General features: G+C 64.3%; 22 protein-coding genes. 13 read left to right on the forward strand and 9 right to left on the reverse strand.

Annotation, left to right across the window (positions count from 1 at the left end; translation table 11 throughout):
- Positions 1 to 259 precede the first annotated feature (259 nt).
- The 6 genes from ACP2YP_RS28385 to ACP2YP_RS28410 are packed head-to-tail and all read left to right on the forward strand — an operon-like array spanning position 260 to position 6,132.
- Positions 260 to 1,372 carry a BMP family ABC transporter substrate-binding protein gene (locus ACP2YP_RS28385; protein WP_426419551.1) on the forward strand — a complete coding sequence of 371 codons (1,113 nt, stop codon included), beginning with the start codon at positions 260 to 262 and terminating at the stop codon, positions 1,370 to 1,372.
- Positions 1,369 to 2,481: an ABC transporter permease gene (locus tag ACP2YP_RS28390; protein WP_426419552.1), complete on the forward strand. Its 1,113-nt coding sequence runs from the start codon at positions 1,369 to 1,371 to the stop codon at positions 2,479 to 2,481. Before ACP2YP_RS28385 ends, ACP2YP_RS28390 begins: the two co-directional genes overlap by 4 nt.
- Before the next feature lies 1 nt (position 2,482).
- Complete coding sequence (locus ACP2YP_RS28395) at positions 2,483 to 3,409, forward strand: ABC transporter permease (protein WP_426419553.1); 927 nt, start codon at positions 2,483 to 2,485, stop codon at positions 3,407 to 3,409.
- A gap of 11 nt (positions 3,410 to 3,420) precedes the next feature.
- Positions 3,421 to 4,104, forward strand: a complete 684-nt coding sequence (locus ACP2YP_RS28400; protein ID WP_426419554.1) for a cysteine hydrolase family protein — start codon at positions 3,421 to 3,423, stop codon at positions 4,102 to 4,104.
- Complete coding sequence (locus ACP2YP_RS28405) at positions 4,101 to 5,633, forward strand: ABC transporter ATP-binding protein (RefSeq protein ID WP_426419555.1); 1,533 nt, start codon at positions 4,101 to 4,103, stop codon at positions 5,631 to 5,633. Before ACP2YP_RS28400 ends, ACP2YP_RS28405 begins: the two co-directional genes overlap by 4 nt.
- Positions 5,634 to 5,646: 13 nt before the next feature.
- Positions 5,647 to 6,132, forward strand: coding sequence for a nucleoside deaminase (locus ACP2YP_RS28410; RefSeq protein WP_426419556.1), 486 nt, complete (start codon positions 5,647 to 5,649; stop codon positions 6,130 to 6,132).
- A 170-nt stretch (positions 6,133 to 6,302) separates the two neighbouring features.
- Here the strand turns inward: ACP2YP_RS28410 and ACP2YP_RS28415 are convergent, their stop codons facing one another.
- Positions 6,303 to 7,433, reverse strand: coding sequence for a hypothetical protein (locus ACP2YP_RS28415; RefSeq protein WP_426419557.1), 1,131 nt, complete (start codon positions 7,431 to 7,433; stop codon positions 6,303 to 6,305).
- 580 nt (positions 7,434 to 8,013) lie between these two features.
- Here ACP2YP_RS28415 and ACP2YP_RS28420 point away from each other — a divergent pair.
- The 4 genes from ACP2YP_RS28420 (at position 8,014) to ACP2YP_RS28435 (ending at position 12,720) form a co-directional block, all read left to right on the forward strand.
- Positions 8,014 to 9,585 carry an ABC transporter ATP-binding protein gene (locus ACP2YP_RS28420; protein ID WP_426419558.1) on the forward strand — a complete coding sequence of 524 codons (1,572 nt, stop codon included), beginning with the start codon at positions 8,014 to 8,016 and terminating at the stop codon, positions 9,583 to 9,585.
- On the forward strand, positions 9,569 to 10,660 hold the full coding sequence (locus ACP2YP_RS28425; RefSeq protein WP_426419559.1) for an ABC transporter permease: 1,092 nt from the start codon (positions 9,569 to 9,571) through the stop codon (positions 10,658 to 10,660). Before ACP2YP_RS28420 ends, ACP2YP_RS28425 begins: the two co-directional genes overlap by 17 nt.
- Positions 10,647 to 11,564 carry an ABC transporter permease gene (locus tag ACP2YP_RS28430; protein ID WP_426419560.1) on the forward strand — a complete coding sequence of 306 codons (918 nt, stop codon included), beginning with the start codon at positions 10,647 to 10,649 and terminating at the stop codon, positions 11,562 to 11,564. The genes ACP2YP_RS28425 and ACP2YP_RS28430 overlap by 14 nt, the downstream gene beginning before the upstream one ends.
- 79 nt (positions 11,565 to 11,643) lie before the next feature.
- Complete coding sequence (locus ACP2YP_RS28435; RefSeq protein WP_426419561.1) at positions 11,644 to 12,720, forward strand: BMP family ABC transporter substrate-binding protein; 1,077 nt, start codon at positions 11,644 to 11,646, stop codon at positions 12,718 to 12,720.
- Positions 12,721 to 12,820: 100 nt separating this feature from the next.
- Here ACP2YP_RS28435 and ACP2YP_RS28440 read toward each other — a convergent pair whose 3' ends face one another.
- Positions 12,821 to 14,170, reverse strand: coding sequence for an 8-oxoguanine deaminase (locus ACP2YP_RS28440; RefSeq protein WP_426419562.1), 1,350 nt, complete (start codon positions 14,168 to 14,170; stop codon positions 12,821 to 12,823).
- Positions 14,171 to 14,317: 147 nt separating this feature from the next.
- Here ACP2YP_RS28440 and ACP2YP_RS28445 point away from each other — a divergent pair, with 147 nt between their 5' ends.
- A complete protein-coding gene (locus ACP2YP_RS28445; RefSeq protein WP_426419563.1) occupies positions 14,318 to 15,145 on the forward strand; it encodes an FAD binding domain-containing protein in 828 nt (275 codons plus the stop codon).
- Positions 15,142 to 17,868 carry a molybdopterin-dependent oxidoreductase gene (locus tag ACP2YP_RS28450; RefSeq protein ID WP_426419564.1) on the forward strand — a complete coding sequence of 909 codons (2,727 nt, stop codon included), beginning with the start codon at positions 15,142 to 15,144 and terminating at the stop codon, positions 17,866 to 17,868. The genes ACP2YP_RS28445 and ACP2YP_RS28450 overlap by 4 nt, the downstream gene beginning before the upstream one ends.
- Here the strand turns inward: ACP2YP_RS28450 and uraD are convergent.
- The 4 genes from uraD to ACP2YP_RS28470 all read right to left on the reverse strand — a co-directional run bounded on the left by uraD (position 17,865) and on the right by ACP2YP_RS28470 (position 20,478).
- A complete protein-coding gene (uraD, locus tag ACP2YP_RS28455; RefSeq protein WP_426419565.1) occupies positions 17,865 to 18,752 on the reverse strand; it encodes a 2-oxo-4-hydroxy-4-carboxy-5-ureidoimidazoline decarboxylase in 888 nt (295 codons plus the stop codon). The two genes, ACP2YP_RS28450 and uraD, sit on opposite strands and share 4 nt — an antisense overlap.
- A gap of 7 nt (positions 18,753 to 18,759) precedes the next feature.
- Positions 18,760 to 19,695, reverse strand: a complete 936-nt coding sequence (gene puuE / locus ACP2YP_RS28460; protein WP_426419566.1) for an allantoinase PuuE — start codon at positions 19,693 to 19,695, stop codon at positions 18,760 to 18,762.
- A complete protein-coding gene (locus ACP2YP_RS28465) occupies positions 19,696 to 20,109 on the reverse strand; it encodes a DUF3830 family protein (RefSeq protein ID WP_027531871.1) in 414 nt (137 codons plus the stop codon).
- A 90-nt stretch (positions 20,110 to 20,199) separates the two neighbouring features.
- Positions 20,200 to 20,478 carry a hypothetical protein gene (locus ACP2YP_RS28470; protein WP_426419567.1) on the reverse strand — a complete coding sequence of 93 codons (279 nt, stop codon included), beginning with the start codon at positions 20,476 to 20,478 and terminating at the stop codon, positions 20,200 to 20,202.
- 224 nt (positions 20,479 to 20,702) lie between these two features.
- Here ACP2YP_RS28470 and ACP2YP_RS28475 point away from each other — a divergent pair, with 224 nt between their 5' ends.
- Positions 20,703 to 20,921, forward strand: coding sequence for a hypothetical protein (locus ACP2YP_RS28475; RefSeq protein ID WP_426419568.1), 219 nt, complete (start codon positions 20,703 to 20,705; stop codon positions 20,919 to 20,921).
- Positions 20,922 to 21,892: 971 nt separating this feature from the next.
- Here ACP2YP_RS28475 and ACP2YP_RS28480 read toward each other — a convergent pair.
- The 3 genes from ACP2YP_RS28480 to ACP2YP_RS28490 form a co-directional block, all read right to left on the reverse strand.
- Entirely contained in the window at positions 21,893 to 22,270 is a 378-nt protein-coding gene (locus tag ACP2YP_RS28480; RefSeq protein WP_426419569.1) for a hypothetical protein, read from the reverse strand.
- Positions 22,271 to 22,402: 132 nt separating this feature from the next.
- Positions 22,403 to 23,719 carry an alpha/beta hydrolase gene (locus ACP2YP_RS28485; protein ID WP_426419570.1) on the reverse strand — a complete coding sequence of 439 codons (1,317 nt, stop codon included), beginning with the start codon at positions 23,717 to 23,719 and terminating at the stop codon, positions 22,403 to 22,405.
- Positions 23,720 to 23,846: 127 nt separating this feature from the next.
- Positions 23,847 to 25,634 carry a chloride channel protein gene (locus tag ACP2YP_RS28490; RefSeq protein WP_426419571.1) on the reverse strand — a complete coding sequence of 596 codons (1,788 nt, stop codon included), beginning with the start codon at positions 25,632 to 25,634 and terminating at the stop codon, positions 23,847 to 23,849.
- Between the last annotated feature and the right edge of the window lie 10 nt (positions 25,635 to 25,644).

Consider the following 25,644-nt stretch of genomic DNA (forward strand, 5'->3'; position numbering starts at 1 on the left):
GTCCCATCATGCACACGTGAGAGCCGGTTAAGGCTGCTTAACTCCCTTGCATACAATCTGATAATACTGCTCATGATTTAATCTGCCGATTTCCTGATCAGGATTTCTGCGTTAGTTTTACTTGATTATTTTCAATGATTTATTTCGAAATGCCCGCTCCGCAGCCTCTGGCATGAAGCTTGCGACATCCTAGCCCGGGCTCCGCCAGACCGGCGCAGCCGCGAGATTAAGGCGGTCCAGCCGCCAAGGGGAGCAAGCAATGGATTTTAGCAGGATTTCACGACGTCACTTGTTGCAGGGCGGTGCCGCCCTCACCCTCGGCGCGGCAGCCGGCGCCCGCCCGGCCTTCGCGGCCGACACGACCATCGGCTTCATCTATGTCGGCTCGCGCGACGACTACGGCTACAACCAGGCACACGCGCAGGGCGCGGCGGCGCTGAAGAAGATCCCCGGACTGAAGGTCGTCGAGGAAGAGAAGGTGCCGGAGACTGACGCGGTCGAGAAGACGATCGAGTCCATGATCAACCTCGACGGCGCCACCCTGCTCTTCCCGACCTCGTTCGGTTACTACAATCCGCACATGATCAAGATGGCCACCAAGTACCCGAAGCTGCGCTTCGAGCACTGCGGCGGCCTCTGGACCGACAAGGACCCGAAGAACGCCGGCAGCTATTTCGGCTATATCGACGAAGCGCAGTACATCTCGGGCATCGTCGCCGGCTACACCTCCAAGAGCGGCAAGCTCGGCTTCGTTGCCGCAAAGCCTATCCCGCAGGTGCTGCGCAACATCAACGCCTTCGCGCTCGGCGCCAAGCTCGCCAATCCCAAGGCCACCACGCAAGTGATCTTCACCGGTGACTGGTCGATGCCGGTCAAGGAAGCCGAGGCCACCAACAGCCTGATCGACCAAGGCGTGGACGTCCTCACCTGCCACGTCGACGGCCCCAAGACCATGGTCGAGAATGCCGCTCGCCGCGGCGCCATGGTGTGCGGCTATCACGTCAACCAGTCGCCGCTCGCGCCGAAGGCGTATCTCACCGGCGCCGAGTGGAATTGGGAAGCGCTTTACCCGAAGTTCGTCAAGATGATCGCCGCCGGCGAGAACATCCCGAACTTCTATCGCGGCGGCCTCAAGGAGGAGATCGTCAAGACCTCACCCTATGGCGAAGCCGTCGGCGCGGAAGCGCGAAAGCATGCTGACGACGTCAAGGCCAAGTTCTTGTCCGCGGATGGCTACGCCATTTTCAAGGGAGGACTGGTCGACAACAAGGGCAAGACGGTCATCGCAGCCGGCACCGATCGCGGCCAGAAGGATCCCGAGCTCGAGAAGATGGACTACCTCGTCGAGGGCGTGATCGGAGCGACTTCGTGACAGCGGAAGCGGCGGATTCTGCCGAGGCGGTCGGGACAATTGCCCCGGCCGCCGACCCCGGCTTTCTCCAACGCCACGGCGGCACGATCGAATATATCCTGATCCCGGGCGCGGCGCTCGCCGGCGCGCTCGTGGTGTTCGGCATCTTCGTCGCGATGTTCGGCAAGAATCCGCTCGACCTCTATTTCTACATGTACTACGGCGCCTTCGGCACCTGGTTCTCCTGGCAGAATACACTGACGCGTGCTGCGCCCCTCATCCTCACCGCGCTCTGTACGGCGCTGCCGGCGCAACTCGGCATGGTCATCATCGGCGGCGAAGGCGCATTGCTGATTGGCGCGCTGTCGGCGACGAGCGCCGCACTGCTGCTTCAGGGCCTGCCGCCGCTCGTCGTACAGATTGCCATGGTCGTCGCCGGCGTCATCGGCGGTGGGTTGTGGATCATGCTGGCAGGCGCGCTTCGGCAGTATCGCGGCGTCAACGAGACGATCTCGAGCCTGCTGCTCGTCTACATCGCGCTCGCAATCCTCAATCACCTCGTCGAAGGCGTGATGCGGGATCCCGCGAGCCTGAACAAGCCGTCAACCCGCGAGATCGGCGCCACCAACATGATTGGCTCCATCCCCGGCACCGACGTGCATTGGGGCCTTGTCTTCGGCCTGATCGCCGCGATCGCCGCCTACATCCTGATCTATCACACCGTCTTCGGTTTCGCCGCGCGCGTCGCCGGCGGCAACATCCGCGCCGCCAAGATCGTCGGCCTCGGCGTCAGCAAGCTGATCCTGACCATCTGCTTCCTCGCCGGCGGCGCCGCAGGACTTGCCGGCATGGTCGAGGTTGCGGCCGTGCAAGGCCGCACTAACGCCAATCTCGCCGCCGGTTATGGCTTCACCGGCATTCTGGTTGCCTTCCTGGCGCGGCAAAATCCGCTTGCGATCGTTCCCGTCGCGATCCTGCTCGGCGGCATCAGCGCCAGCGGCGGCCTCCTGCAACGCCGCCTCGGACTGCCCGACGCGTCCGTCCTGGTACTCCAGGGCATCATCTTCGTCTTCGTGCTCGCCAGCGATGCGCTCTACGGCCGCATCGGTATTCTGAAGGGAAAATCCTGAGATGGCAGACGGATCGATCGGACTCTGGACCGTCCCGCTCGCCGTGCTCGGCGGCGCCATCCGCGTCTCCACGCCCTTCCTGTTCGTTAGCCTGGGCGAATGCATCACCGAGCGCGCGGGACGCATCAATCTCGGCCTTGAAGGCACGCTGGTGATGGGCGCGATGAGCGCCTACGGCATCTCCTACCTCACGGGATCGCCGTGGCTCGGCGTGCTCGCCGCCGGCGTCACCGGCGCCCTTCTGGGCGCGCTGCATGCCGGCATCTGCTCGCTGCCGCGCGTCAGCGACGTCGCGGTCGGCATCGCGCTGATGCTGTTCGGTACTGGCCTCGCCTTCTATCTCGGCAAGCCGCTGATCGAACCGACCGCGCCGCGCCTGCCGGCGATTGATTTCGGCTGGTGGAGCGACATTCCGCAGCTGCGCGCCGCGCTGCGCGTCAACGTCTTGTTCCTGATCGGCGTCGCGCTTGCACCGATCCTCTATTGGGCGTTCCGCACCACGCGCTGGGGCTTGCTCATCCGCACCGCCGGCGAGAGCTCAGACGCCGCGCGTGCCATGGGCCACTCCGTGCTCCTGATCCGCCTGCGTGCGACCATGGTCGGCGGTTTCCTCGCCGGCATGGGCGGCTCATTCCTCTCGCTGTTTTATCCCGGGAGCTGGAACGAGGGCCTCTCCTCGGGCCAAGGCATCACGGCGGTGGCGCTCGTGATCTTCGCGCGCTGGGATCCTCTGCTCTGCCTGTGGGCCTCGCTCGCCTTTGGCGGCGCCGCGGCGCTCGGACCGGCGCTGCAATCGGTCGGCGTTACCTCCGGCTATCACCTCTTCAACGCCGCGCCCTACATCCTGACGCTGGCGATCATGATCATCACCTGCTCGCCGAAACGCACGCTGACCGGAGCCCCGGCCGAATTGTCGATCACCCGCTAGAAAGCGAAATCATGCCCGAGCGCTATATCAAGTCCGAGCCCTACGCCTGGCCCTACAATGGCGATCTCCGCCCGCAAAACACCGCGCTCATCATCATCGACATGCAGACCGATTTCTGCGGCGTCGGCGGCTATGTCGACAAGATGGGCTATGATCTGTCGCTGACGCGGGCACCGATCGAGCCGATCAAGAAGCTGCTCGCGGCGATGCGGAGCCAAGGCTTTCACGTCATCCATACCCGCGAGGGCCACCGCCCGGATCTCTCGGACCTGCCAGCCAACAAGCGCTGGCGCTCGCGCCAGATCGGCGCCGGCATCGGCGATCCCGGCCCGTGCGGCCGCATCCTGGTGCGGGGTGAGCCCGGCTGGGACATCATCGAGGAGCTCGCGCCGATGCCGGGCGAGCCTGTCATCGACAAGCCCGGCAAGGGCTCGTTCTGCGCCACCGATCTGGAGTTGATGCTGCGCGTGCGCGGCATCGAGAACATCGTTCTCACGGGCATCACCACCGATGTCTGCGTCCACACAACCATGCGCGAAGCCAACGACCGCGGTTTCGAATGCGTGCTGCTGCACGATTGCTGCGGCGCGACCGACAAGAGCAACCACGACCATGCGCTGAAGATGATCAAGATGCAGGGCGGCGTGTTCGGCGCCGTCTCGACGTCGGATGCCTTCATCGGAGCGATTTCGTGATCATCGGCGAACCGCCTCCGCCATCCGGCGCGTTCGGCGTCGATGCCATCGCCATGACCATGCGCTTCGGCGATTTCCTGGCGCTGGACAATGTCGAGCTGAAGGTGCGGCCCGGCTCGTTCCATGCGCTGCTCGGCGAGAACGGCGCCGGCAAGTCGACCCTCGTCAAATGCATCATGGGCTATTACCACGCGACCGAAGGCGACATCCTCGTCGGCGGCCGCGAGCAGGCGATCGCCAATCCGAAGGACGCGCATGCGCTCGGCCTCGGCATGGTCTACCAGCATTTTACGCTGGTGCCGGCCATGACAGTCGCCGAGAATCTCGTGCTGGCTCGCGATGACGTGCCCGCCGTGGTGAACTGGCCGAAGGAGATGAAGGAGCTCGAAACGTTCCTCGCCCGCATGCCCTTCAAGGTGCCGCTCTCTGCAAAAGTCTCCGACATCTCGGCCGGCGAGCGGCAGAAATGCGAGATTCTGAAGCAGCTCTATCTGAAGCGCCGCTTCCTGATCCTGGATGAGCCGACCTCGGTGCTAACGCCCGCCGAAGCCGACGAGGTGCTCGGCATGCTCCGCGACATGGTCGTCAAGGGCGAGCTGACCATCCTGATGATCACGCACAAGTTCCGCGAGGTCATGGCCTTCGCCGACGAGGTCACGATCCTGCGCCGCGGCAAGCTCGCCGGTGCCGGCAGGGTCGCCGAGCTGACGCCGGACGCAATGGCGCGCACCATGATCGGCGCCGAGGAGTTGACCGTGCAGCCGCCGCGGACCGGCGAGGCCGGACAGGCGCGGTTAGAGCTGGCAAAGGTCCGCGCGCTCGACGATGCCGGCGCCATCGCCGTGCATGACGTCTCCCTCACCGTGCGCGCCGGCGAGATCGTCGGCATCGCCGGCGTCTCCGGCAACGGCCAGCGCCAGCTGGTCGAAGTCCTGGCCGGCCAGCGCGAAGCGGAGGGCGGTGAAATCCGCGTCGCAGGCGATCCCTATCACGCCAGCCGCGAAGAGATGCGGCGCCACAAGATGTCGCTCCTGCCCGAGGAGCCGTTGAAGAACGCCTGCGTCGGCGGCATGAGCGTTTCCGACAACATCGCCTTCCGCGAGTTCGACCGCGCGCCCTTCGCGAGCGGGGGCTGGTGGCTCAACCGCGGCGCCTTCCGCGACGACGCGAAGAAGAAGATCGGTCAGTACAAGATCAAGACCCGCACACCGGATACGCCGATCTCGGCGCTATCAGGGGGCAACGTGCAGCGCGCCGTGCTCGCCCGCGAGCTTGCGGGCGATGTCGAGGTATTGATCGCAGCCAATCCCTGCTTCGGCCTCGACTTCGCGGCCGTGGCGCAGATCCACGCCGAGATCATGGCTGCGCGCAACCGCGGTGCCGCAGTGCTGCTGGTCAGCGAAGATCTCGACGAATTGCTCGAACTGTCCGACAGGCTGGTGGTGATGTTCCACGGCGAATTCGTGTATGAAGCACGGACCAGCAACGCCGATCTCACCGAGGTCGGCCGGCACATGGCGGGCCACTGACCGCGGAGCATCGATGGACGGCCAGAGTGAACGCGACGAGCACTTTTTGCGTCTGTCCTTCGCGGTCGCCCGCCGCTCCCTCACGCACGGCAACCATCCCTTCGGCTGCATCGTCGTCGATGCCGACGGCAAGGTGCTGATCGAGACCGAGAATGGCTACATGCCGGACCACGACGGCACCGGGCATGCCGAACGTCTGGCCGCCACGGAAGCGTGCCGCACGCTGAGCCGCGAAGTGCTGGCGACGGCGACGCTCTATTCCTCCGCCGAACCCTGCGCGATGTGCGCTGGTGCGATCTACTGGGCCGGCATCGGCCGCGTGGTCTATGGCCTCGGCGAGCACCGCCTGCGCGGCGTCACCGGCAATCACCCGGAGAACCCGACGCTCGACCTGCCCTGCCGCGAGGTTTTTGCCAGCGGCCAGCGGCCGACGACGGTGGTTGGCCCGCTGCTCGAAGACGAGGCCGAAGCGCTGCACGACGGCGTGTGGACGAGGTAGGCGTCTCTACAGACGCTGAATCATAACCCTCCACGCCTCCCCATTCGCGGACAGCAACGAGGTGGATGACACCCTCGACCAATCCAGCCTGCGCTCTGGCACTTCAAAAACGGATGACGCCGCTCGTTCCCGCGCGGCGTCATCTCCATTTACCTGAGATCGTTGGGCGATCAGAACTTCACGGTGATGCCAGAGTAAAGCGAGGACTCTGTGCAGGCTCCGCTAGGCCGGGCTACACCGCCCACGGTGGCGGAACACGCGATCGATGGGGCGTTGTGATCGAGCCCGAACTTATTCTGCCAGTAACGGTAAGCCACCCACACGTCGACGAAGTGAGAATACTTCGGACCCCAGATCGCCTTGGAAGCATCCATGGTCAAACGGATCGGCTCGGAGTTGAATTCCACCTTGGTGTTATAAACGTTGTTACCCGGATTATACGGCAACCCCTCCGTGTCCGTGCCCTTAGCGCCATACCATGCCAAGCGGCCGCTGATCGAGAAATACTGCATGTTCTCTGGCAGGAAGCCCAAGTCCATGTAGTAGTTGGTTTCGATTGCCCACGTCGGCTTGTAACTCGTGTTTCCGTTCGCGAGACAGGTCACGCCCGGATTGTTCGGACTCCATCCGGCGCCGCACTGGCTGAACGAATTGTGGTTATAGAACTCCCAGTAGACCAGCGGCGAAACGTTGAAATACCCCTTGTAAGGCAGGTCGAAGGCAAATTCCAAACCGGCGACCACATCGCGCTTAGCCGCACCGAAATATCTGTTCTCGGTATTGGCATCCATACCCGCTTCGAAAGAGATGTTGTGCAGCGGGCCCACGCTGAAGGCCTTGGTGTCAAAGAGCTGATTCCAGCCAAGGGTCGATCGGAACAGTCCATAGATTTCGGTCGCGCCGGCGCAGTTTGCCGCTACCGTAGCAAAGCCGTTCAAGGGATCTTGGATCACTCCCGTTGAAGTACACGGCCCCGCCGGATCGTTCTGGTCGGATTTGAACAGCGAGATGGTGAAGAAATTTGTACCGTAAGCCCAAGCATCGAAGTGGGTGAACGAATAGACCTGCTTTGCAGTCTTGGCGTTTACCGTGCCGTCCGGCTTGAGCGACCACGCTCCAGGCTGGGCCGCCGTGAAGATGTAGGAGAACGACACGCGGTTATCGATCACCAGGAAGAACGGGAGGTCAGGCGCCTTCTTGGTCGCCTTGACCGGCAGATCCGCCGCGTGAGCCCAGCCACCGATGGCCAGCGTAGCAAGTGACAGCGCCGTTGCTGCAATTGCCTTGAAACGAAACGACATCCTCAATACCCCCAAGTTTGGACACGTAAAAATCAACGCCCCTTGGTGCGACCCTTGCGCCGAAGTCCCGAGGTGAGAAGCCTCAACTTTTTTCAGGGCATGCCGCTTGTTTCGGCAGCGCGCAGCGTTTCGCTGCGGAATTTTGGGAGATTTGGTGCCGCACCATCAATGGCTCTCGACCACGCCGGAGACGCCATTGCCGAACATTCCTGTTTGATTCTGTTTGCCTTTTGCGTCGACGCGACAATCCAAGCGCGGCTGTCGAAGACCGCCGTCGTGGTCGCGGCGAAGTGCATACGAGGAAGAGCGCGGCTTTGCTCAATTTCACGTCAAGCGTGCATATCGGGTTCCGATTTGGCTTGAACCGTCACAAATTTGCAACAGCCGCCGCGTGCAGCGCGCGACCGCAAAGGCCATGCAAGGGGCTGTTGGGACGCCTTGCGTCTGGAAACGGCCGCGACTCACGCGACCGGCCTCCTGCCGAAGCGTTGAGCAAGGGATGACGCTTTTTCACACCTTACGCGGCGGTTCAAACTAGCCCACTATTGAGGCACTTCATCCCATGCAAGCGCATCAGCGAATGTTTGATCCGACGCCTAACGGCCTGCATTCCGGCGAGTCCCCGTTGCTCAGGACGGTTGGGCTCACCAAACGCTATGGGGATTTCCTCGCCAACGATTCCATCGACATCGACATCTGGCTGAAGGAAATCCACGCCTTGCTCGGCGAGAACGGCGCCGGCAAGTCGACACTGGTGAAGGCGATCTATGGGCTGATCCAGCCCTCTGCCGGCGAGATTCGCTGGCAGGGCGATCGAATCGTGCTGTCCGGCCCGTCGGAAGCGCGCAGCCGCGGCATCGGCATGGTGTTCCAGCACTTTTCTTTGTTCGACAATCTCACCGTCGCCGAGAACGTCGCGCTTGGCCTCGGCGGCAAGGAATCCTTCAAGGACATGTCGGCGCGGCTGGAGCAGGTGTCGAAGACCTATGGCCTGCCGCTCGATCCCAAGCGCGAGGTCTGGCAGCTGTCCGTCGGCGAACGCCAGCGCATCGAGATCGTCCGCGCGCTGATGCAGGACCCGAAATTCCTGATCCTGGACGAGCCGACCGCGGTGCTGACGCCGCAGGAGGCCGATCAGCTCTTCATCGTGTTGGAACGGCTCAAGGCCGAGGGCCGCGCCATACTCTACATCAGCCACAAGCTCGAGGAGGTAAAGCGGCTCTGCGATACCGCCACGATCCTGCGTGGCGGCAAGAAGATCCAGACCTGCAATCCTCGGCTCGAGACCGCCGCCTCGCTCGCACGCATGATGGTTGGCGGCGAGATCAGGGAAGTGAAGGCAGCCGCCGGCCGGCAGACCACGATACCGCGACTGGTCGTCAACGATCTCTCGCTCGCCCCTAGCGAGGCGCACGGAGTGCGGCTCGAGCACATCTCCCTCGAGCTGAAGGGCGGCGAAATCCTCGGCATTGCCGGAGTGGCTGGCAACGGCCAAGACGAATTGTTCGCCGCATTGTCCGGCGAGCGGCTGTCGAAGGACCCCGGCACGGTCGTGATCGAGGGCATCGCCGCCGGCCACCTCTCGATCACCAAACGGCGCAAGCTCGGCGCGGCTTTCGTGCCCGAAGAGCGGCTCGGCCACGGCACCGCGCCGCGCATGAAGCTGTCGGAGAATGCGCTGCTCACCGGACACGCCGCCAGCGGCATGGTCAACCACGGATTCATCGACACCGCCGCCATGCTGAAGACCGTGGACAAGGCGACCGAAACATTCGACGTGCGCAAGGCCAAGCGCGATCCGGAAGCAGCATCCCTCTCCGGCGGAAACTTGCAAAAATTCATCGTCGGCCGCGAGATCCTGCGCAACCCGGCGGTGCTGGTGGTGAGCCAGCCGACCTGGGGCGTCGATGCCGGTGCCGCCGCCGTCATTCGCCAGGCGTTGCTTGATCTCGCAACCGCGGGCGCCGCGGTACTGGTGACCAGCCAGGATCTCGACGAGCTCGCCGAGATCGCCGACCGTATCGCCGTGATGTTCCACGGCCGCCTGTCGGAGCCGCTCGCCACGCGCGATGCGACACGCGAGAAGCTCGGCCTGTTGATGGGCGGCAGCAGCCCGGAGCCGAAGGAGGCCTCGCATGCAGTTGGTGCTTGAGAAGCGCACTGAGCGCTCCAACACAATCGCGCTGGTCTCGCCCTTGATTGCGATCGGAATGACGATCGTGACCATGACCATCCTGTTTGCGATCCTTGGCAAGAATCCGCTGCTCGCCCTGCAAGCCTATTTCATCGCGCCCCTGACCGACGGCTATTCGCTCCAGGAGATCGCGGTGAAGGCGACGCCACTGGTGATGATCGCGATCGGGCTGTCGCTGTGCTATCTCGCCAACGCCTGGAACATCGGCGCCGAAGGACAATTCCTGATCGGCGCCGTCGCCGGAAGCTGGATCGCGGTGAAGACGCAAGGCACCGACGCCGGCGCCTGGGTGCTGCCGGCAATGCTCATGCTCGCCGCGGCCGCAGGCGCGCTCTATGCGCTGATCCCGGCAATCTGCAAGGTGAAGTTCGGCGCCAGTGAAATCCTGACCAGCCTGATGCTGGTCTATGTCGCCGACCTCCTGCTGGACTATCTTGTTCGCGGTCCCTGGCGCGATCCGAACGGCTTCAACTTCCCAACCACGGCCGAGTTCGATCCTGTGGCGACGGTGCCATTGCTGATCGAAGGCGGCCGGCTGCATCTCGGCTCGATCATCGCGTTGCTGGTCGTTGCGGCAGCAGCAATCCTGCTCGGGCGAACCATCAAGGGTTTTGAGATCCGTGTGGTGGGTGCCGCGCCGCGCGCGGCGCGGTTCGGAGGTTTCAACGCCAACCAGCTGATCATCCTGACCTTCGCGGTGTCGGGCGCGTTGGCCGGCCTTGCCGGCATCATCGAGGTCGCCGGTCCCGTCGGACACCTCCAGCCCGGCATCTCGCCCGGCTACGGCTTCACCGCAATCATCGTCGCCTTCCTCGGCCGGTTGAACTCGATTGGAATATTAATTGCAGGTCTTTTTCTCGCACTGACCTTTATCGGCGGCGAGCAGGCGCAGATCGCAATGAAGATCCCGTTGGACGTCACCAAGGTCTTCCAGGGCATCCTGCTGTTCTACGTGCTCGCCTGCGATTCCCTCATTCTCTACCGCTTCAAGCTGGTCCTCCCGAACCGACAGGTGGCTCGTGGAACTGGCTGAAGCCATCATCCTCGCGGTGCTCGCCGCCTCGACGCCGCTTCTGATCGCGGCGACCGGCGAGCTCGTGACCGAGCGCTCCGGCGTCCTGAATCTGGGCGTCGAGGGCATGATGATCGTTGGCGCGGCCTGCGGCTTTGGCGGCTCCTGGCTGACTGGCTCGATCGTCATCGGCGCGCTCTGCGGTATTGTCGCCGGCATCCTGATGTCGCTGCTCTTCGCGCTGATGGCGCTCGGGCTTGCCGTCAACCAGGTCGCAACAGGTCTTGCGCTCACAATCTTCGGCATCGGGCTCTCCGGCCTGATTGGCGCCGGCTTTGTCGGCGAGCGCATTACGCCGGCAGCGCATCTTTACATTCCCGGCCTCACCGACATCCCGCTGATCGGCCGGGTCGTGTTCGGCGAGGACGCCTTCGTCTATCTCTCGGTGGCGCTGGTCGTCGGCGTCTGGTGGTTCCTGTACCGGACCCGGCCCGGGCTGATCCTGCGCGCCTGCGGCGACAACCACGTCTCGGCGCACGCGCTCGGCTATCCCGTGCTGCGCATCAGGACTTTTGCCGTGATGTTCGGCGGCGCCTGCGCCGGACTTGCGGGAGCCTATCTGCCGCTCGCCTACACGCCGTTCTTTATTCCCGGCATGACCGCCGGCCGCGGCTGGATTGCGTTGGCCCTGACGGTATTCGCGAGCTGGCTGCCGGGACGCTTGGTGATCGGGGCGTATCTGTTCGGCGCGGTGACGATCCTGCAACTGCATGCGCAAGGCTGGGGCGTCGGCATTCCCTCCCAGTTCATGTCGGCGCTGCCTTACCTCGCGACTGTCATCGTTCTGGTCCTGCTCTCCCGCGCGCGCACCGGCGGCTCGACCGCGCCGGCCGCGCTCGGCACCGTGTTCGTGCCTGACCGCTAGGTTTTTGATTTCCGCGGCGTGCGCGATGGGGCGCGCACGTTGCGGATCGTAGCTTTCCCCGACTGTTTGGAGATTGATGATGAGGAAATCACTTCTTGCGCTGGCTGCCGGCCTTCTGCTTGCCGGGAGCGTCAGCGCAGCCTCCGCCGCCGACAAGTTGAAGGTCGGCTTCATTTACCTCGGCCCGATCGGCGATCTCGGCTGGACCTATCAGCATGAGTTCGCCCGCCAGGCGCTGGTGAAGGAGCTCGGCGACAAGATCGAAACCACCTATCTCGAAAACGTGCCGGAGGGTCCCGACGCCGAGCGCGCGATCGAGCAGCTGGTCCGTGCCGGCAACAAGCTGATCTTCACGACGTCGTTCGGCTACATGGACCCGACACTGAAGGTCGCCAAGAAATATCCGAACGTGCATTTCGAGCACGCCACCGGGTACAAGCGCGACAAGAACATGTCGACCTATTCGGCCAAATGGTATCAGGGCCGCTACATTCAAGGCCTGATCGCGGCCAAGATGTCGAAGTCCGGCGTGCTCGGCTATATCGGCTCGTTCCCTATCCCAGAGGTCGTCTCCGGCATCAACGCGACGATCCTCGCGGCACAGACCATCAATCCGAACATCAAGGTCAAGATCATCTGGGCCAACACCTGGTTCGATCCGGGCAAGGAGGCCGACGCCGCCAAGGCGCTGATCGACCAGGGCGCCGACGTCATCATGCAGCACACGGATTCGCCAGCGGCGATGCAGATCGCCAGCGAACGCGGCAAGCTCGCCTTCGGCCAGGACTCCGAGATGATCAAGTTCGGGCCCAAGACCCAGATGACCTCGATCCTCGACACCTGGGCGCCCTACTATATCGACCGCGTCAAGGCCGAGCTCGCCGGCACCTGGAAGTCGGAAGACACCTGGGGCGGCCTCGACAGCCACATGTTCGCGATGGCGCCCTACACCAACATGCCTGACGATGTGAAGAAGATCGCCGAGGATGCCCAGGCCGCGATCACCGCGGGCAAGCTGCATCCCTTCAAGTGCCCGGTCGTTGGGCAGGACGGCAAGCCGGTCGAGTGCAAGGGCGGCGATCACCTCGACGACGGCCAGATTCTCGGCATGAATTTCTACGTCAAGGGCATCGACGACAAGCTGCCGGGCAAGTAGCACGCTTCTTGCATTGACTAAATCACCTGCTCCTCCCGGAGGAGGTTCGGAGGGGGTGGCCAGAAGCACCCGGCACTTGTGGTCGCCCCCTCTTTCTATTTTACCCCGCCTGCATCGCCCGCGCCGCGGAACTATGGCGGCGAATGAGGTCCGGAACGTCCAGTCCCGGGATCGCGCCGTCGACCACGGCCCAATTCCCCGCCACCATCACCCGATCGGCCCGATGCGCCCCGCACAGCACCAGTGCAGCCAGCGGATCGCCATGGCCGGAGAAGCGCAGCTCGTCGAGTTTGAACAGCGCGAGGTCGGCGGCCTTGCCGACCGCGATCTCGCCGAGTTCCGGCCGGCCCACGCACGCCGCCGAGCCCTTGGTGACCCAGCGCAGCGCATCCTTGTGACTCACCTTGGTCACGCCGTAGCGCGCCCGCTGCAGCAGGAACGCGGCACGCACTTCCTGCATGAGATTCGAGCCGTCGTTCGACGCCGAGCCATCGACGCCGATCCCGATCCCGACGCCGGCCTCCTCCATCTCGCACACCGGGCAGCAGCCGGACGCCAGCAGCTGATTGCTGCAGGCGCAATGGCTGATGGTCGTCTTCGCCTTGCCGAGGCGCTTCATCTCGTCGGCGTTGAAGAAGATGCCGTGGGCGAGCCAGGTCCGCGCATTGAGCCAGCCGCATTGTTCGAGATAGTCGAGCGGGCGGCAGCCATACATCTGCTGGCAGAACTTGTTCTCGTCCTCGGTCTCGGCGAGATGGGTGTGCAGGCGCACGTCGAGCTTGTCGGCCAGATCGGCGGTAGCGCGCATCAGCGACGTTGTCACCGAGAACGGCGAGCAGGGCGCGAGCGCAATCTGCACCATCGCATCCGCACCGGGCTGGTGATGCTTGGCGACCACGCGCGCGCTGTCGGCGAGGATGGTGTCCTCATCCTGCACAACGCTATCCGGCGGCAGGCCGCCGTCGCGCTGCGACAGGTTCATCGAGCCGCGCGTCAGCAGCACGCGCACGCCAAGCCGTTCTGCGACGCCGACCTCGATGTCGACGGATTCTTCGAGCCCCGCCGGGAAGACATAGTGATGATCGGTCGTGGTGGTGCAACCCGACAGTAGCAGCTCGGCCATCGCTACGGTGACGCCAAGCTCGAGCGATTCCGGCGTCAGCTTCGCCCACACCGGATAGAGTGCCTTGAGCCAGGGAAACAGTTCGCGATCCATCGCCGCCGGCAGCGCCCGCGTCAGCGTCTGATAAAAATGATGATGGGTGTTGATCAGGCCCGGTAACACGACGTGCTCGCTCGCATCAAACACCGTGGCATCGGCGGTCGCCGGTGTTCCGCCGGCCGGCACGAGTTCAACGATACGGCCATCTTTAACGACGATTCCGCGCCCGGCGCCATCAGCGAGGATGGCCAGGGGATCCCTGATCCAGATCGGCTTTGCGATGCTCATGATCCTGTTTCTCCTCACCCTCGTTAACGAATGGCCTGCAAGGCAGAGGCCATCGCGAGAGCGTTATTGCTGCGACTTGTTGTTGCCAGTTGGCGCTGGTCTTGCAAGACTTTCCCTCGACACAATTCACCCGGCCTAAGCGCAGCCATGGACTTGAATACCATCACAGCAGTCGCCCGTCCGCAAACGCGCGCGCAGTTGCCCGTTTGGACGCCAGGTGATGCTTGGCTCGCGGGCGGCACGTGGCTGTTCTCGGAGCCGCAGATCCACCTCACGCGGCTGATTGATCTCACCGATCTGAAATGGCCGGCGTTGACGATCACCGAGAGCCACCTCAGCATCGCCGCCACCTGCACGATCTCGCAACTCGATGCGCTCACCTGCCCCACCGACTGGCTCGCAGCACCGCTGATCAGCCAATGCTGCCGCGCTTTTCTCGCCTCCTTCAAAATCTGGAAGACGGCGACGGTGGGCGGCAATCTCTGCATGTCGCTGCCGGCAGGGCCGATGATCTCGCTCACCGCCGCGCTCGACGGCGTCTGCACGATCTGGAAGGCCGGCGGTGGCGAGCAGAGGATTCCCGTCGCCGAATTTGTGACGGGCAACCAGCGCAACCGTTTGGCGCCGGGCGATCTGCTGCGGCAGATCGACATTCCACTTGCCGCACTGAAGCGTCGCTGCGCGTTTCGCCAGATCTCGCTCGCCCCGGTCGGCCGCTCCGCAGCACTTCTGATCGGAAGCCTCGACAGCGCTGGCACGCTGAAGCTGACCGTGACCGCATCGACCGTGCGCCCGATCCCGTTGTCGTTTCCAAAGCCGCCCGATGCGAACGCGCTCCGCACGGCAATCGCCGAGGCAATCACCGACGATCTCTACCATGCCGACATCCACGGCAAGCCGCTCTGGCGCAAGCACATGACGCTGCGGCTCGCAGAGGAGATCCGCGCCGAGCTTCTGGGTGCAGCGCCGCCATGAGCTTCGAGGTCAATGGCGCGACATTTCCGCAAACGCCACGCGCCGGCCAGTGCCTGCGCACGTTCTTGCGCGAGCTCGGCCAGTTCGGGGTGAAGAAAGGCTGCGACGCCGGTGATTGCGGCGCCTGCACCGTGCTGCTCGACGGCGAGCCCGTGCACAGCTGCCTGATCCCTGCGTTTCGCGCCGAGCGGCGCGCGATCACGACGATCGAAGGTCTTGGCGGCGAGCATGGCGCGCACCCGATGCAGCAGGCCTTCCTCGACGCGCAGGGCTTCCAGTGCGGCTTCTGCACCGCCGGCATGATCCTCACCTGCGCCTCGTTGAACCAGGCGCAGCGCACCGATCTCGGCGCCGCGCTGAAGGGCAACATCTGTCGCTGCACCGGCTATCGCGCGATCGAGGACGCGATCAACGGCAAGACCAATGTCGAGGACAGCGTCGAGGCCGGCGGCGCGTTCGGCCGCAGTCTGCCGGCGCCCGCGGGCCCGGACGTCGTCCGCGGCACGGCGCGTTATACGTTCGACACCCAAATCGACGGCTTGCTGCACATCAAGCTGCTGCGCTCGCCGCATGCGCATGGCAGGATCGTCGCGATCGACAGATCGGCGGCGATGGCTGTACCCGGCGTGCACGCGATCCTGACGCATGAGGATGCGCCTCCGGTGCTGTTCTCGACGGCGCGGCACGAGAAGGACTGGATGGACCCCGAGGACACCCGCATCCTCGACGAAATCGTCCGCTTCGTCGGCCAGAAGGTCGCCGCCGTCGTCGCGGACAGCGAAGGCGCTGCCGAGGAGGCCTGCCGCCGGCTGAAGGTCGACTACGAGATTTTGCCTGCGCTGATCGATCCTGAACAGGCGATGGCGCCGGGCGCTCCCCTCGTTCATCCCGATCGCACCACCACGAACCGCGTTGCCGACGCGCAACGCAATCTCGTCGCGGAGATACATGGCGAGTTCGGCGATGTCGCCTCGGCGCTCGCCACATCCGCGGTCGCCTTTGATGCCACCTTCCACAGTCACCGTGTGCAGCACGCAGCGCTTGAGACCCATGGCGGCCTCGCCTGGCTCGATGATGCTGGCGTCCTCAACGTCCGCACCTCGACGCAGGTGCCGTTCCTGACCCGGCGGGCGCTTTCGGACATCTTTGGGCTTCCCATGGACAAGGTCCGCGTGTTCTGCGAGCGCGTCGGCGGCGGTTTTGGCGGCAAGCAGGAGATGTTCGTCGAGGATATTTTGGCACTCGCTGCGCTGAAGACCGGTCGGCCCGTCAAGCTTGAGCTCACCCGCGAAGAACAGTTCATCGCGACGTCGACGCGGCACCCGATGCGGGTCCACATCAAGGCCGGCGCCGATGCCGACGGCAAGCTCACCGCGCTGCAACTCGACGTGCTCTCCAACACCGGCGCCTACGGCAATCACGGCGGCTCCGTGATGTTCCACGCGGTGTCCGAGTCCATCGCCGTCTATAACTGCCCCAACAAGCGGGTCGACGGGTTCGTGGTCTACACCAACACGGTGCCGGCAGGCGCGTTTCGCGGATATGGCCTGCCCCAGACCGTGATCGCGGTGGAAGCCGCCATCGACGAGCTGGCCAAGCAACTCGGCATCAGCCCTTACGACATGCGCCGCCGCAATATCGTCAGGCGCGGCGATCCCATGCTGTCGCCGCCTGCGTCCGACTATCACGACGTGCTTTACGGCTCCTACGGGCTCGACCAGTGCATCGACCTCGTCGAGCGCGCGATGCAGGTCGATCAGGCACAGCCCGAATTGTCGCCGGAATGGCTGACCGGCGACGGCATCGCGCTGACCATGATCGACACCGCGCCTCCCGCCGGCCATATCGCCGACGCGATGATCGCGCTCAACGACGATGGCGGCTTCGATCTCACCGTCGGCACCGCCGAGTTCGGCAATGGCACCAGCACCGTGCACCGGCAGATCGCTGCGACAGTTCTCGCGACCACCGTCGACAGGATCCGCCTGCGCCAATCCGACACCGCCCATGGCGGCCACGATACCGGCGCCTATGGCAGCACGGGCACGTTCGTTGCCGGCAAGGCGACGCAGGCAGCCGCCATGCAGCTTGCGACCGAATTGAAGGCGGCCGCCGCCAACGCATGGCTTTGCGATGCAGCGAGTTGCACGCTCGAAGGTGAATTCGTCGTCAGCGGCGTACGGCGGATGTCCTTTACCGAGCTGGCGAAGCTCGCGCGCGAGGCGGGTCGTCCGCTCGTGGCGCACGGCAATTCCGAGGGAACGCCGAGATCCGTCGGCTTCAATGTGCAGGGCTTTCGCGTCGCCGTGAACAAGGGCACCGGTGAGATCAAGATTCTCAGGAGCGTGCAGGCGGCGGATGCGGGCGTCGTCGCCAATCCCATGCAGTGCCGCGGCCAGGTCGAGGGCGGCGTTGCGCAAGCGCTCGGTGCGGCGCTCTACGAGGAGATGGTGATCGATGCTACGGGGCGCGTCACCAATCCCAAATTCCGCGATTATCATCTGCCGTCCTTCGCGGATGTGCCGCGCACGGAAGTGTTGTTCGCCGAGACATCCGATAGCATCGGACCGTTAGGTGCGAAGTCGATGAGTGAGAGCCCGTACAATCCGGTCGCCGCCGCGCTCGGCAACGCGATTGCCGATGCCACCGGTGCCCGCTTCACCGCACCACCCTTCAAGCCAGACCGGCTGTTTCCAGCCCTGCACGAGAAGTTCGGCGACTAACTCCCGCGGTACGTCGAATAGCTCCAGGGCGTCACCAGCAGCGGCACATGGTAGTGCCCCTCGGGCTCGCTGATCGCGAAGCGCAGCGGAATCTCGTCGAGGAACGGCGGATCGGGGAGCTGCACGTTTCGCTCGGCGTAATAACTGGCGACGTTGAACCGCAGCTCGTAGCGGCCGATCGGCAGCGGACGACCGCCGATCAGCGGCTGGTCGGTGCGGCCGTCGGCGTTGGTCACCGCACGCGCGATCACGCGGCTCTCGCCGAGATTCGCGAGCTCGACCAGCTCCACCGCAATTCCAGGCGCGGGCTTGCCGGCGTGATTATCCAGCACATGGGTTGAGAGCCGGCCGTGCACCTTCAGCTTGTCGTCGGCGACGACGAGCTGATCGAGCCGCAGCGCCGAGATCCGTCCGATCTCCTCGATCGCGCGTCGCGTCTCGGTCTTGGCAATGTTGCGCAACCGCGTCTCGAAGTCGCGCAGCACGGAATCCTTGGTGTGGCGGCGCACGCAGACGATATAGGGAAAGCCGAATTTTTCACGGTAGCCGTTGTTGACGCGCTCGAACGCCGCATATTCGGCCTCCGACAGCCGGTCGAGGCCGGCGCTGTTCTGCTCGTCGGTCGATTCCACCGTCAGGCCTGCCGCGCGCTGGGTCTTGTTGGCGAGATCGGGATGCGCCCGGATCAGCGCCAGCTGCACATCGGGTTCCGCAGCTTGTATCGCCGCGATCAGCGCGGCATGCAGCTGGTTGACGCCGGCAAACGGCCGCTGCGCCGCGAGCTGCTCGGCGATCCAGGGCGAATATTCGACGACGTTGGCGAGCGCGGCGACGAAGTCGGCCTGGCTTGCAGCGTTGAGATCGGCGAGCGAGATCTGCGACATCGCAGCCTTACCCGATCTCGAATGCATCGGCGGCAAGATGGGCGTGCCTGTCATGCCAATGCTGCGCGATCTGCAGCCGCGTCGGCACCCAGACGCGCTCGTGCTTGCCGATATAGTCGAGAAAGCGGATCAGGCCCGCGGCGCGGCCGGGCCGACCAGCGAGACGGCAGTGCAGCCCCACCGACATCATCTTCGGCGCGGTCTCGCCCTCGGCATAGAGCACGTCGAAGGCATCCTTCAGATAGGTGAAGAACTGCTGGCCCTCGGCAAACCCCTGCGGATTGATGAAGCGCATGTCGTTGGCGTCGAGCGTATAGGGAATGATGAGCTGCTTGCCCTTCGCGCCCTTGACCCAATAGGGTAGATCGTCGGCATAGGAATCGCAGAGATAGAGGAAGCCGCCTTCCTCCATCAGAAGCCGGTTGGTGTTGATCGAGGAGCGCCCGGTGTACCAGCCGAGCGGCCGCGAACCGGTCGCCTCGGTGTGGACGCGGATCGACTCGGCAATCTCGGCGCGCTCCCGCGCTTCCGTCATGTCCTTGTGCTCGATCCATTTCAGGCTGTGGCTGGCGATGTCCCAGCCGGACTCCTTCATCGCTGCGACGATTTCCGGATTGCGCTTCAGCGCCGTGGCGACGCCGAACACGGTGGTCGGCCACTTCCGCTCGTTGAACATCCGCCACAGCCGCCAGAACCCGGCGCGCGAGCCATATTCGAACATCGATTCGATATTGGCGTGACGCTGGCCGGGCCAGGGCTGTGCACCCAGCACGTCGGACAGGAACGCTTCCGAGGCGCGGTCACCGTGCAGAATGTTGTTCTCGCCGCCTTCCTCGAAGTTGACGACGAACTGCACCGCGACCCGCGCGTTGCCGGGCCATTGCGGATGCGGCGGATTGCGGCCGTAACCGCGGAGATCGCGCGGGTAGCTTGTATCAGTCACTCAGACTTCCTCGAAGCGAATCGGCAGCGCGCCCTTCCACAGCACGCTCTTGCCCAGCGTCGCGAGATTCTCCAGGCCCGAGGTCACGGTGATGAAGTGATTGCCGGCGAGCTGGCCCATCTTGCTGGCGAAATGCACGCCGCCATACGCCATCAGAATCTCGGTCTCGCTGATGCCGCCGGGATAGAGGATGATTTGGCCGGGCGCGGGATAGCTGGTGTGGTTCTCGTAGCCGACGCCGAAGTCGAGATCGCCGAGCGGCATCCAGACGCCTTCGCCGCTCCAGCGCACATGGATGATGTGGCTCTCGAACGGCAACGCCTTGCGAAACGCCGCGACGGTCTTGGGCGCCGCCTGCTCCTCGAAGCGGGCATCGAAGGTGAAATCGCCGGCGCGGATAACGAGTTTGCTCATCTCATCTCTCTGGATCGGGGGCCATGGCCCACGGGGAACTTGCAAGCAAAGAGCATTCCAGCGGGCTTCGCGCAAGTGGCGCCGGACCCTTCACCTGCGGTCGTAAGACCAGCCGAGAATGCCGCTTCGGCGTACCTCCGGCTCCGGCTCGGCGGTGGGTGCGGGCGCCTCCTTCAGTTCCGCCTGCGGCGGTGGCGCAGGCGGCGCCGGCAGGTTCTCGCATTTCATGGAATAGACCAGCTTGCCGTCCGCGGTGCGCCCGATCGGGGCACAGGGGTCGGGATGCGCGGCCGAGATTTTGGGGGTCAGTTTGACCTGCGCCGCAGCCGGTGAGGCGACCAAAAGCAGGACCAGCAGATATTTCGACATCGTTGTCGCGCCTGAAACCTCGATTGGCCCCATTCAACCGGATTGCGGGGGGCAAGTCCACCGCGCCCGGCGGGGCGGTTGCCGAATATTTAGCCGGGACCAAAAAATTTGCTCGCTCCATCGTGAAGCCGGCGACGGTGATATTCGGCCGGACGCGTCGCCATGTCAGCGGCGACGACAATGACACATCTCAAGACCGGGCCGTCGTCACGGGAGAAACAACCATGCAAAAGACTCTTGCCATTCTCAGCGCCACGCTGATCACCGCCGTCACCATCCAGACCGCCGCGGCAAGCGATCGCCATCACGTCCGCAAGGCGCAGCCCGCGCCCATCACCCAGTCGGTGCGCGACTCCAATGCGGCCATGTGGCCATCGCAGCCGACCACACCCGACTGGTCGCGCTACGCCAACGGCGCAATGTCGGCGCCAGCCGGACGGTGAAGCGGAAGCGATAGAGCGGTAGAGCGCAACTGCTTCCACGTCGTCATTGCGAGGAGCCCTTGCGACGAAGCAATCCAGACCGCCCGCGCGGAAAGATTCTGGATTGCTTCGCTGCGCTCGCAATGACGGAGCAAGAGGCAACGGTTTCGCTCTCCAAATGACGCTGTCATTCCCCGCGAAGGCGGGGAATCCAGTACGCCGCGGCCTCTCGGATCGATCACAACCGTCTCGGAGTACTGGATCGCCCGCCTTCGCGGGCGATGACAGCGAGTGTGTAGCTCCAGGCACACCTTCGAAGCCTCGCGGCGCAAGTCGCCCGAGCTTTGCTTGATCTCTCCAGTCTCTTGCCACCCTCTTATCCAAGAGGGCGCAGGGAAGGCCGGGTGCTGACTTCGCACCCGCGGTCCGCTGCGCGAGTGTGTAGCGCAGGAAAACCGCACAGCAGCATACAGGTGGTGCCAATCACTCGGCCTTCCCTGCGCGATGGGTTGACGGCTTATGCCGTGCTCTCCCGGGAGCCGAATTCCTTCTGGCCTCCCCCGCTTCGCGAATTGACGATGCGGTTGACCCGGTTGGGCGCCCCACACCTCCGCGAAAAGCTTGACCGTAGCGACGACGGCCAGGACCACACGGTTTTGCCGTACGCGCGCTCGCCTGGTGCCACAGGGTCTCGCGGCAGTGTGCACACGCGCCGCAAGAATGTTGGCGAGACGAACTTGACAGCGCCGCTCATCCGCGCGCGGTTTCGGGCTCACAGGGACTACCCGCCCTGCCCGCACCTCTCGTGCCGACGCTGCCGCGTCCACCGCAAGCCCGGCTCGCAATCAGTGACGACGTACGATCGCCCCTCAAGGATGAGCCGGGATGCCGCGACAGATACGCCATTTCCGAATTTCGGTAAAGCGGAATGTTTTTACCGGGAGGGATTGACAGGCGGTGCAGCTGTTTTGCCCGCCGGGCAACGGTAACCGTCAATACGGATCGTAGTAGTAGCGCGGACCGCCATAATAACCGTAGCCGGGACCATAATAGCGCGGGCCGCCATAGTAATAATTGTCATAATACTCCTGGCGTCGGCTCTCGGCGATCGCGCCGCCGATCAGACCGGCCGCGACGCCCATGAAGGCAAGGCCGGCGGCGTTCGGTCCGCGCCGGTAGTAGTGACGACGCCGCGCGGCGCTGAAATCGGTCGCGCTGGACGAGCCTTGCCCTGCCACCGCGGCCGTTGCCTTGGCCGTTGACTTGGCCGCTGTCGGAGACGCGGCAGCCGACGGCGATATGGACGCTGCGACCATGGCGAGAGTGGTGAGCGCGGCCAGCGCAGTTTTGCGGCCAATTCTCGAATTCACGGACCTGTCACGCATTTTAGCGCCCTCTGTTCTCGCCAAAGAAGAGATATGGAAACAACACATAACGCGAAAAGTGCTGAAATGGTTTCGTGATCGCGGCAATCTGCCACGCCTCGAACCATTGTAAATCCTCTAGGCCCGATAGCTCCAATACTTCCGGCGCGCATCGCCTGCGGCCTGAAGATCGAAGCGCTGGTCGGGCGCGAGTTGCTGCGAGATCAGGTTGAACATGTCGTTCAGGATCGAGCGTTTCTCGCCGAAATAGGAATGGTGCAGGCCGACCAGGCTGGTGTCGACCAGCGACGCATCGATGGTGTCGATGCCGTCAACAACCGTCAGCATCTCGCCGGCTTCACCCGCACGCGGGTAGCCGTGCACGAATTTCGAGGCCAGCAGCGCGACATCGCGCGACGAGGCATAGAGCGTGACGCGCACGGCGCAGCCTCTAAATTTTGCGGCGAGCTGGACGAAGCGGTCGCGGTCGATGTCGGGCGCGGCAAAGATGATTTGGCCGAGCTTTGCGGCGCCGGCCGGCAGCTGCCAGGACGTGACGCGTTCGAGCGTGTTGATCACCGCGCGGTTGCCCATGCTGTGGGCGATGATGTGAACCTTGCCGGCACCGACCTCGCCGAGCGCGAGCTGGAGAAACGCCTCGAAATTGTCGCGCGACCAATCGATCGTGCTCTCGTCCACGGTGTATTTCTTGGTGTCCGCCGCCGACGCCCAGCTGTACAGCAGCGTCCGGCCGGCGAATTTCAAATCCACTGCAAGCTGCCCGGCCCGCCGCGCCGCATCCTCGAATGTCACGTTGTAACCGTGCACGAAGATCAGGACGTCGTGCTCGCCCGCCGCCGCAAGCGAGTCCTTCAGGCTGGTGACGAAGGCGTCCCGGCCAAGCGCCGCGACAGCCGTGAGAATCACATGCTTTTCCGGATTGGCCGAGAATTCGAGACGCCACCAACTGGGACTGGCGAGGTCGCCGAGGTCGCGGCCGCGCGTGGGCACGCTGACCTCTGCGATCCCCAGCGACAGCGTGCCGCGCGCGCCGCCAAAATAATGCGCCGGTGTGTCGTCGCCGCGGGCGCGGTCGGTGCCGTAGAACACGGGGATGGTGACAACGCCGGTCGTCTCATCCGTGGTCGGCCGGACTGTGTCCGGGACGACGGGCGACACCCGGCCGCGACGCGTCACGGTCTCCTTGGCGGCCACCGGCGCTGCCATGTCTGCCATCACGCGTTCGACAAGTTCCATGGCCGGCGACTCCGTAAGCAACCGCACGACCAGCAGGTCGAGCGACTGGCGAAGCTGATCCGGATCTTCGCCGTGGCCGGCGCGCCCGGCGAGCTCCTGCAATTCCTCGGCGTAAGGGGGCCATTTGTCGCCCAGCAGATCCTTCAAACGGGGCCCGAGTTCGAGCAAGGCAAGCAACAGGCGAAGCGTGTCAGACATCGCACGTCCCTCGTCGAGGAGCGCGGCCCTGGCGGCAGCCCGGCCGTCGGTCCCTAGCCTAGAGGTTGTGAACGATCTGGCAAGTCCGCTGCGCGTGCCAGCGTCAACTTGCCCAGGGGTGGGCGCTTTAGGACAGCGCTCCCAACACGCCGCGCGTCGCCTTGTCGATTTCCTCGACATAGCGGCGGCGGGCGAAGGTCTCGGTCAGGAAGCCGACCACCTTGCGGCTGTCGGTGGAATCGACCACCGCCAGCATCTCGGCCTCCGCCTCGTCGAACACCGCCATCGCGCTCTTCACGTTCATTTCCGGAATCAGCACGATCTCGGTCAGGCGCGCGAGCTCGATCACCTGGATGTCATCGGCGATGGTGTCGAGATCGCTGGAGAACAAATCGGGCAGCAGGACGAGGCCGACATATTCGTCAGCATTGTTGACGATGACGATGCCGGGCCGCGACCCAAGCGCAAATTCACTCCTTGTCGCGGCGATGGTGGTGGTCGACGGCACCTTGCCGACGTCGGAGCGCATCAGACGCTCGACGGTGAGGTTGCGCAGCCAGCCGACGTCGTTGGCGCTGCGAATGGTCTCGCCGCGCAGATGCAGGCGCCAGGTCGAGAAGGAGTGGCCGAACATGAAGCGGACGCAGATCGAGGTGACGATGCAGCCGGCCAGCACCACGGCGGTGACGTCGACATTGCGGGTCATCTCGAGCACGAGGAACGACATGGTCAAGGGACCGCCGACGATGGCGACGCCCAGCGTGGCCATGCCGGTCAGCATCGCCACCAGCGGATCGATCACGAAGTTCGGGCTGATCAAGAGCAGCACCGCGGAGAAGAACTTTCCGATCAGGCTGCCGACGAACAGCGAGGCGAAAAAGAGACCGCCGCGGAAGCCCGAGGCCAGCGAGATCAGGCAGGCCGTCACCTTCAGCGCGATGATGATCGCGATCAGGCCGATGGTCATGTCGTGGAAGAGATCGAGCACCATGGCGCCGTGGCCGGCCGCGAGCACCTGCGGCGTGACGATGGCGAAGCCACCGACGATGAGGCCGCCGATCACCGGACGCAGCCAGACCGGCAGCCATTTGAACAGCCGCTCGAACATCGAGGACGAGCGCATCACCGCGATGCCGACGCCACTGGTGACGAGCGCGAGCCCGATCAGCGCAAGATATTGCTCGACGCCGACGGCGCTGACCTTGGGGATTTCAATCGAATAAGGCGCGCCGCCAAGCCATTGCGCGGTCAAGGCGCCGGCAAGCGAGGCCGCCAGGATCGGCGCGGCGCTGCCGACCGAATAGACCCCGACGATCAGCTCGCAGGCGTAGAACGCGCCGGTGATCGGCGCGCCGAAGGCCGCCGCGATCGCCGCCGCAGCGCCGCAGCCGACGATCAAGCGGAGGTCGGTACGGCGGAGATTGAAGAACTTGCCGAACAGCGAGGCGATGCCCGAGCCGATCTGGGTGTAGCCGGCCTCGAGGCCGACCGAGGCGCCGCAGCCGTTCGAGATCAGGGTCTGGCTCGACACCACCACGCTGTCGCGCATCGACAGGTTGCCGCCGCGCAGCGCATTGGCCTCGATCGGGTCGACCGCGCTCGAGAGCTTCAGCCGCCGCCGCCACCACTCCATGACGCCGAGCAGCAGGCCGCCAAGCGCGGGCGCGATCATCGCCGCCCATGGATTGATATAGGTATTGGCGGAGAGGCGCACGTCGATCGGAATGCCGTAGATCACGACATGGGCGATCTGCGCGATCTCGGCCATCAGCGTCACGATCGCGCCGGCCAGCGTGCCGATTACGAGCGAGAGCGGGATCAGGTAGAACTCGTTGCTGCGCAGGAGTGCGCGCAGCCGGACCATGGTGCGGTTCGTCCCCTTGCCGTCGACGAAATATCTGATCCGCGCGAACACCGTCTGCCAG

The organism is Bradyrhizobium genosp. A (assembly GCF_049949275.1).
GTDB lineage: Bacteria > Pseudomonadota > Alphaproteobacteria > Rhizobiales > Xanthobacteraceae > Bradyrhizobium.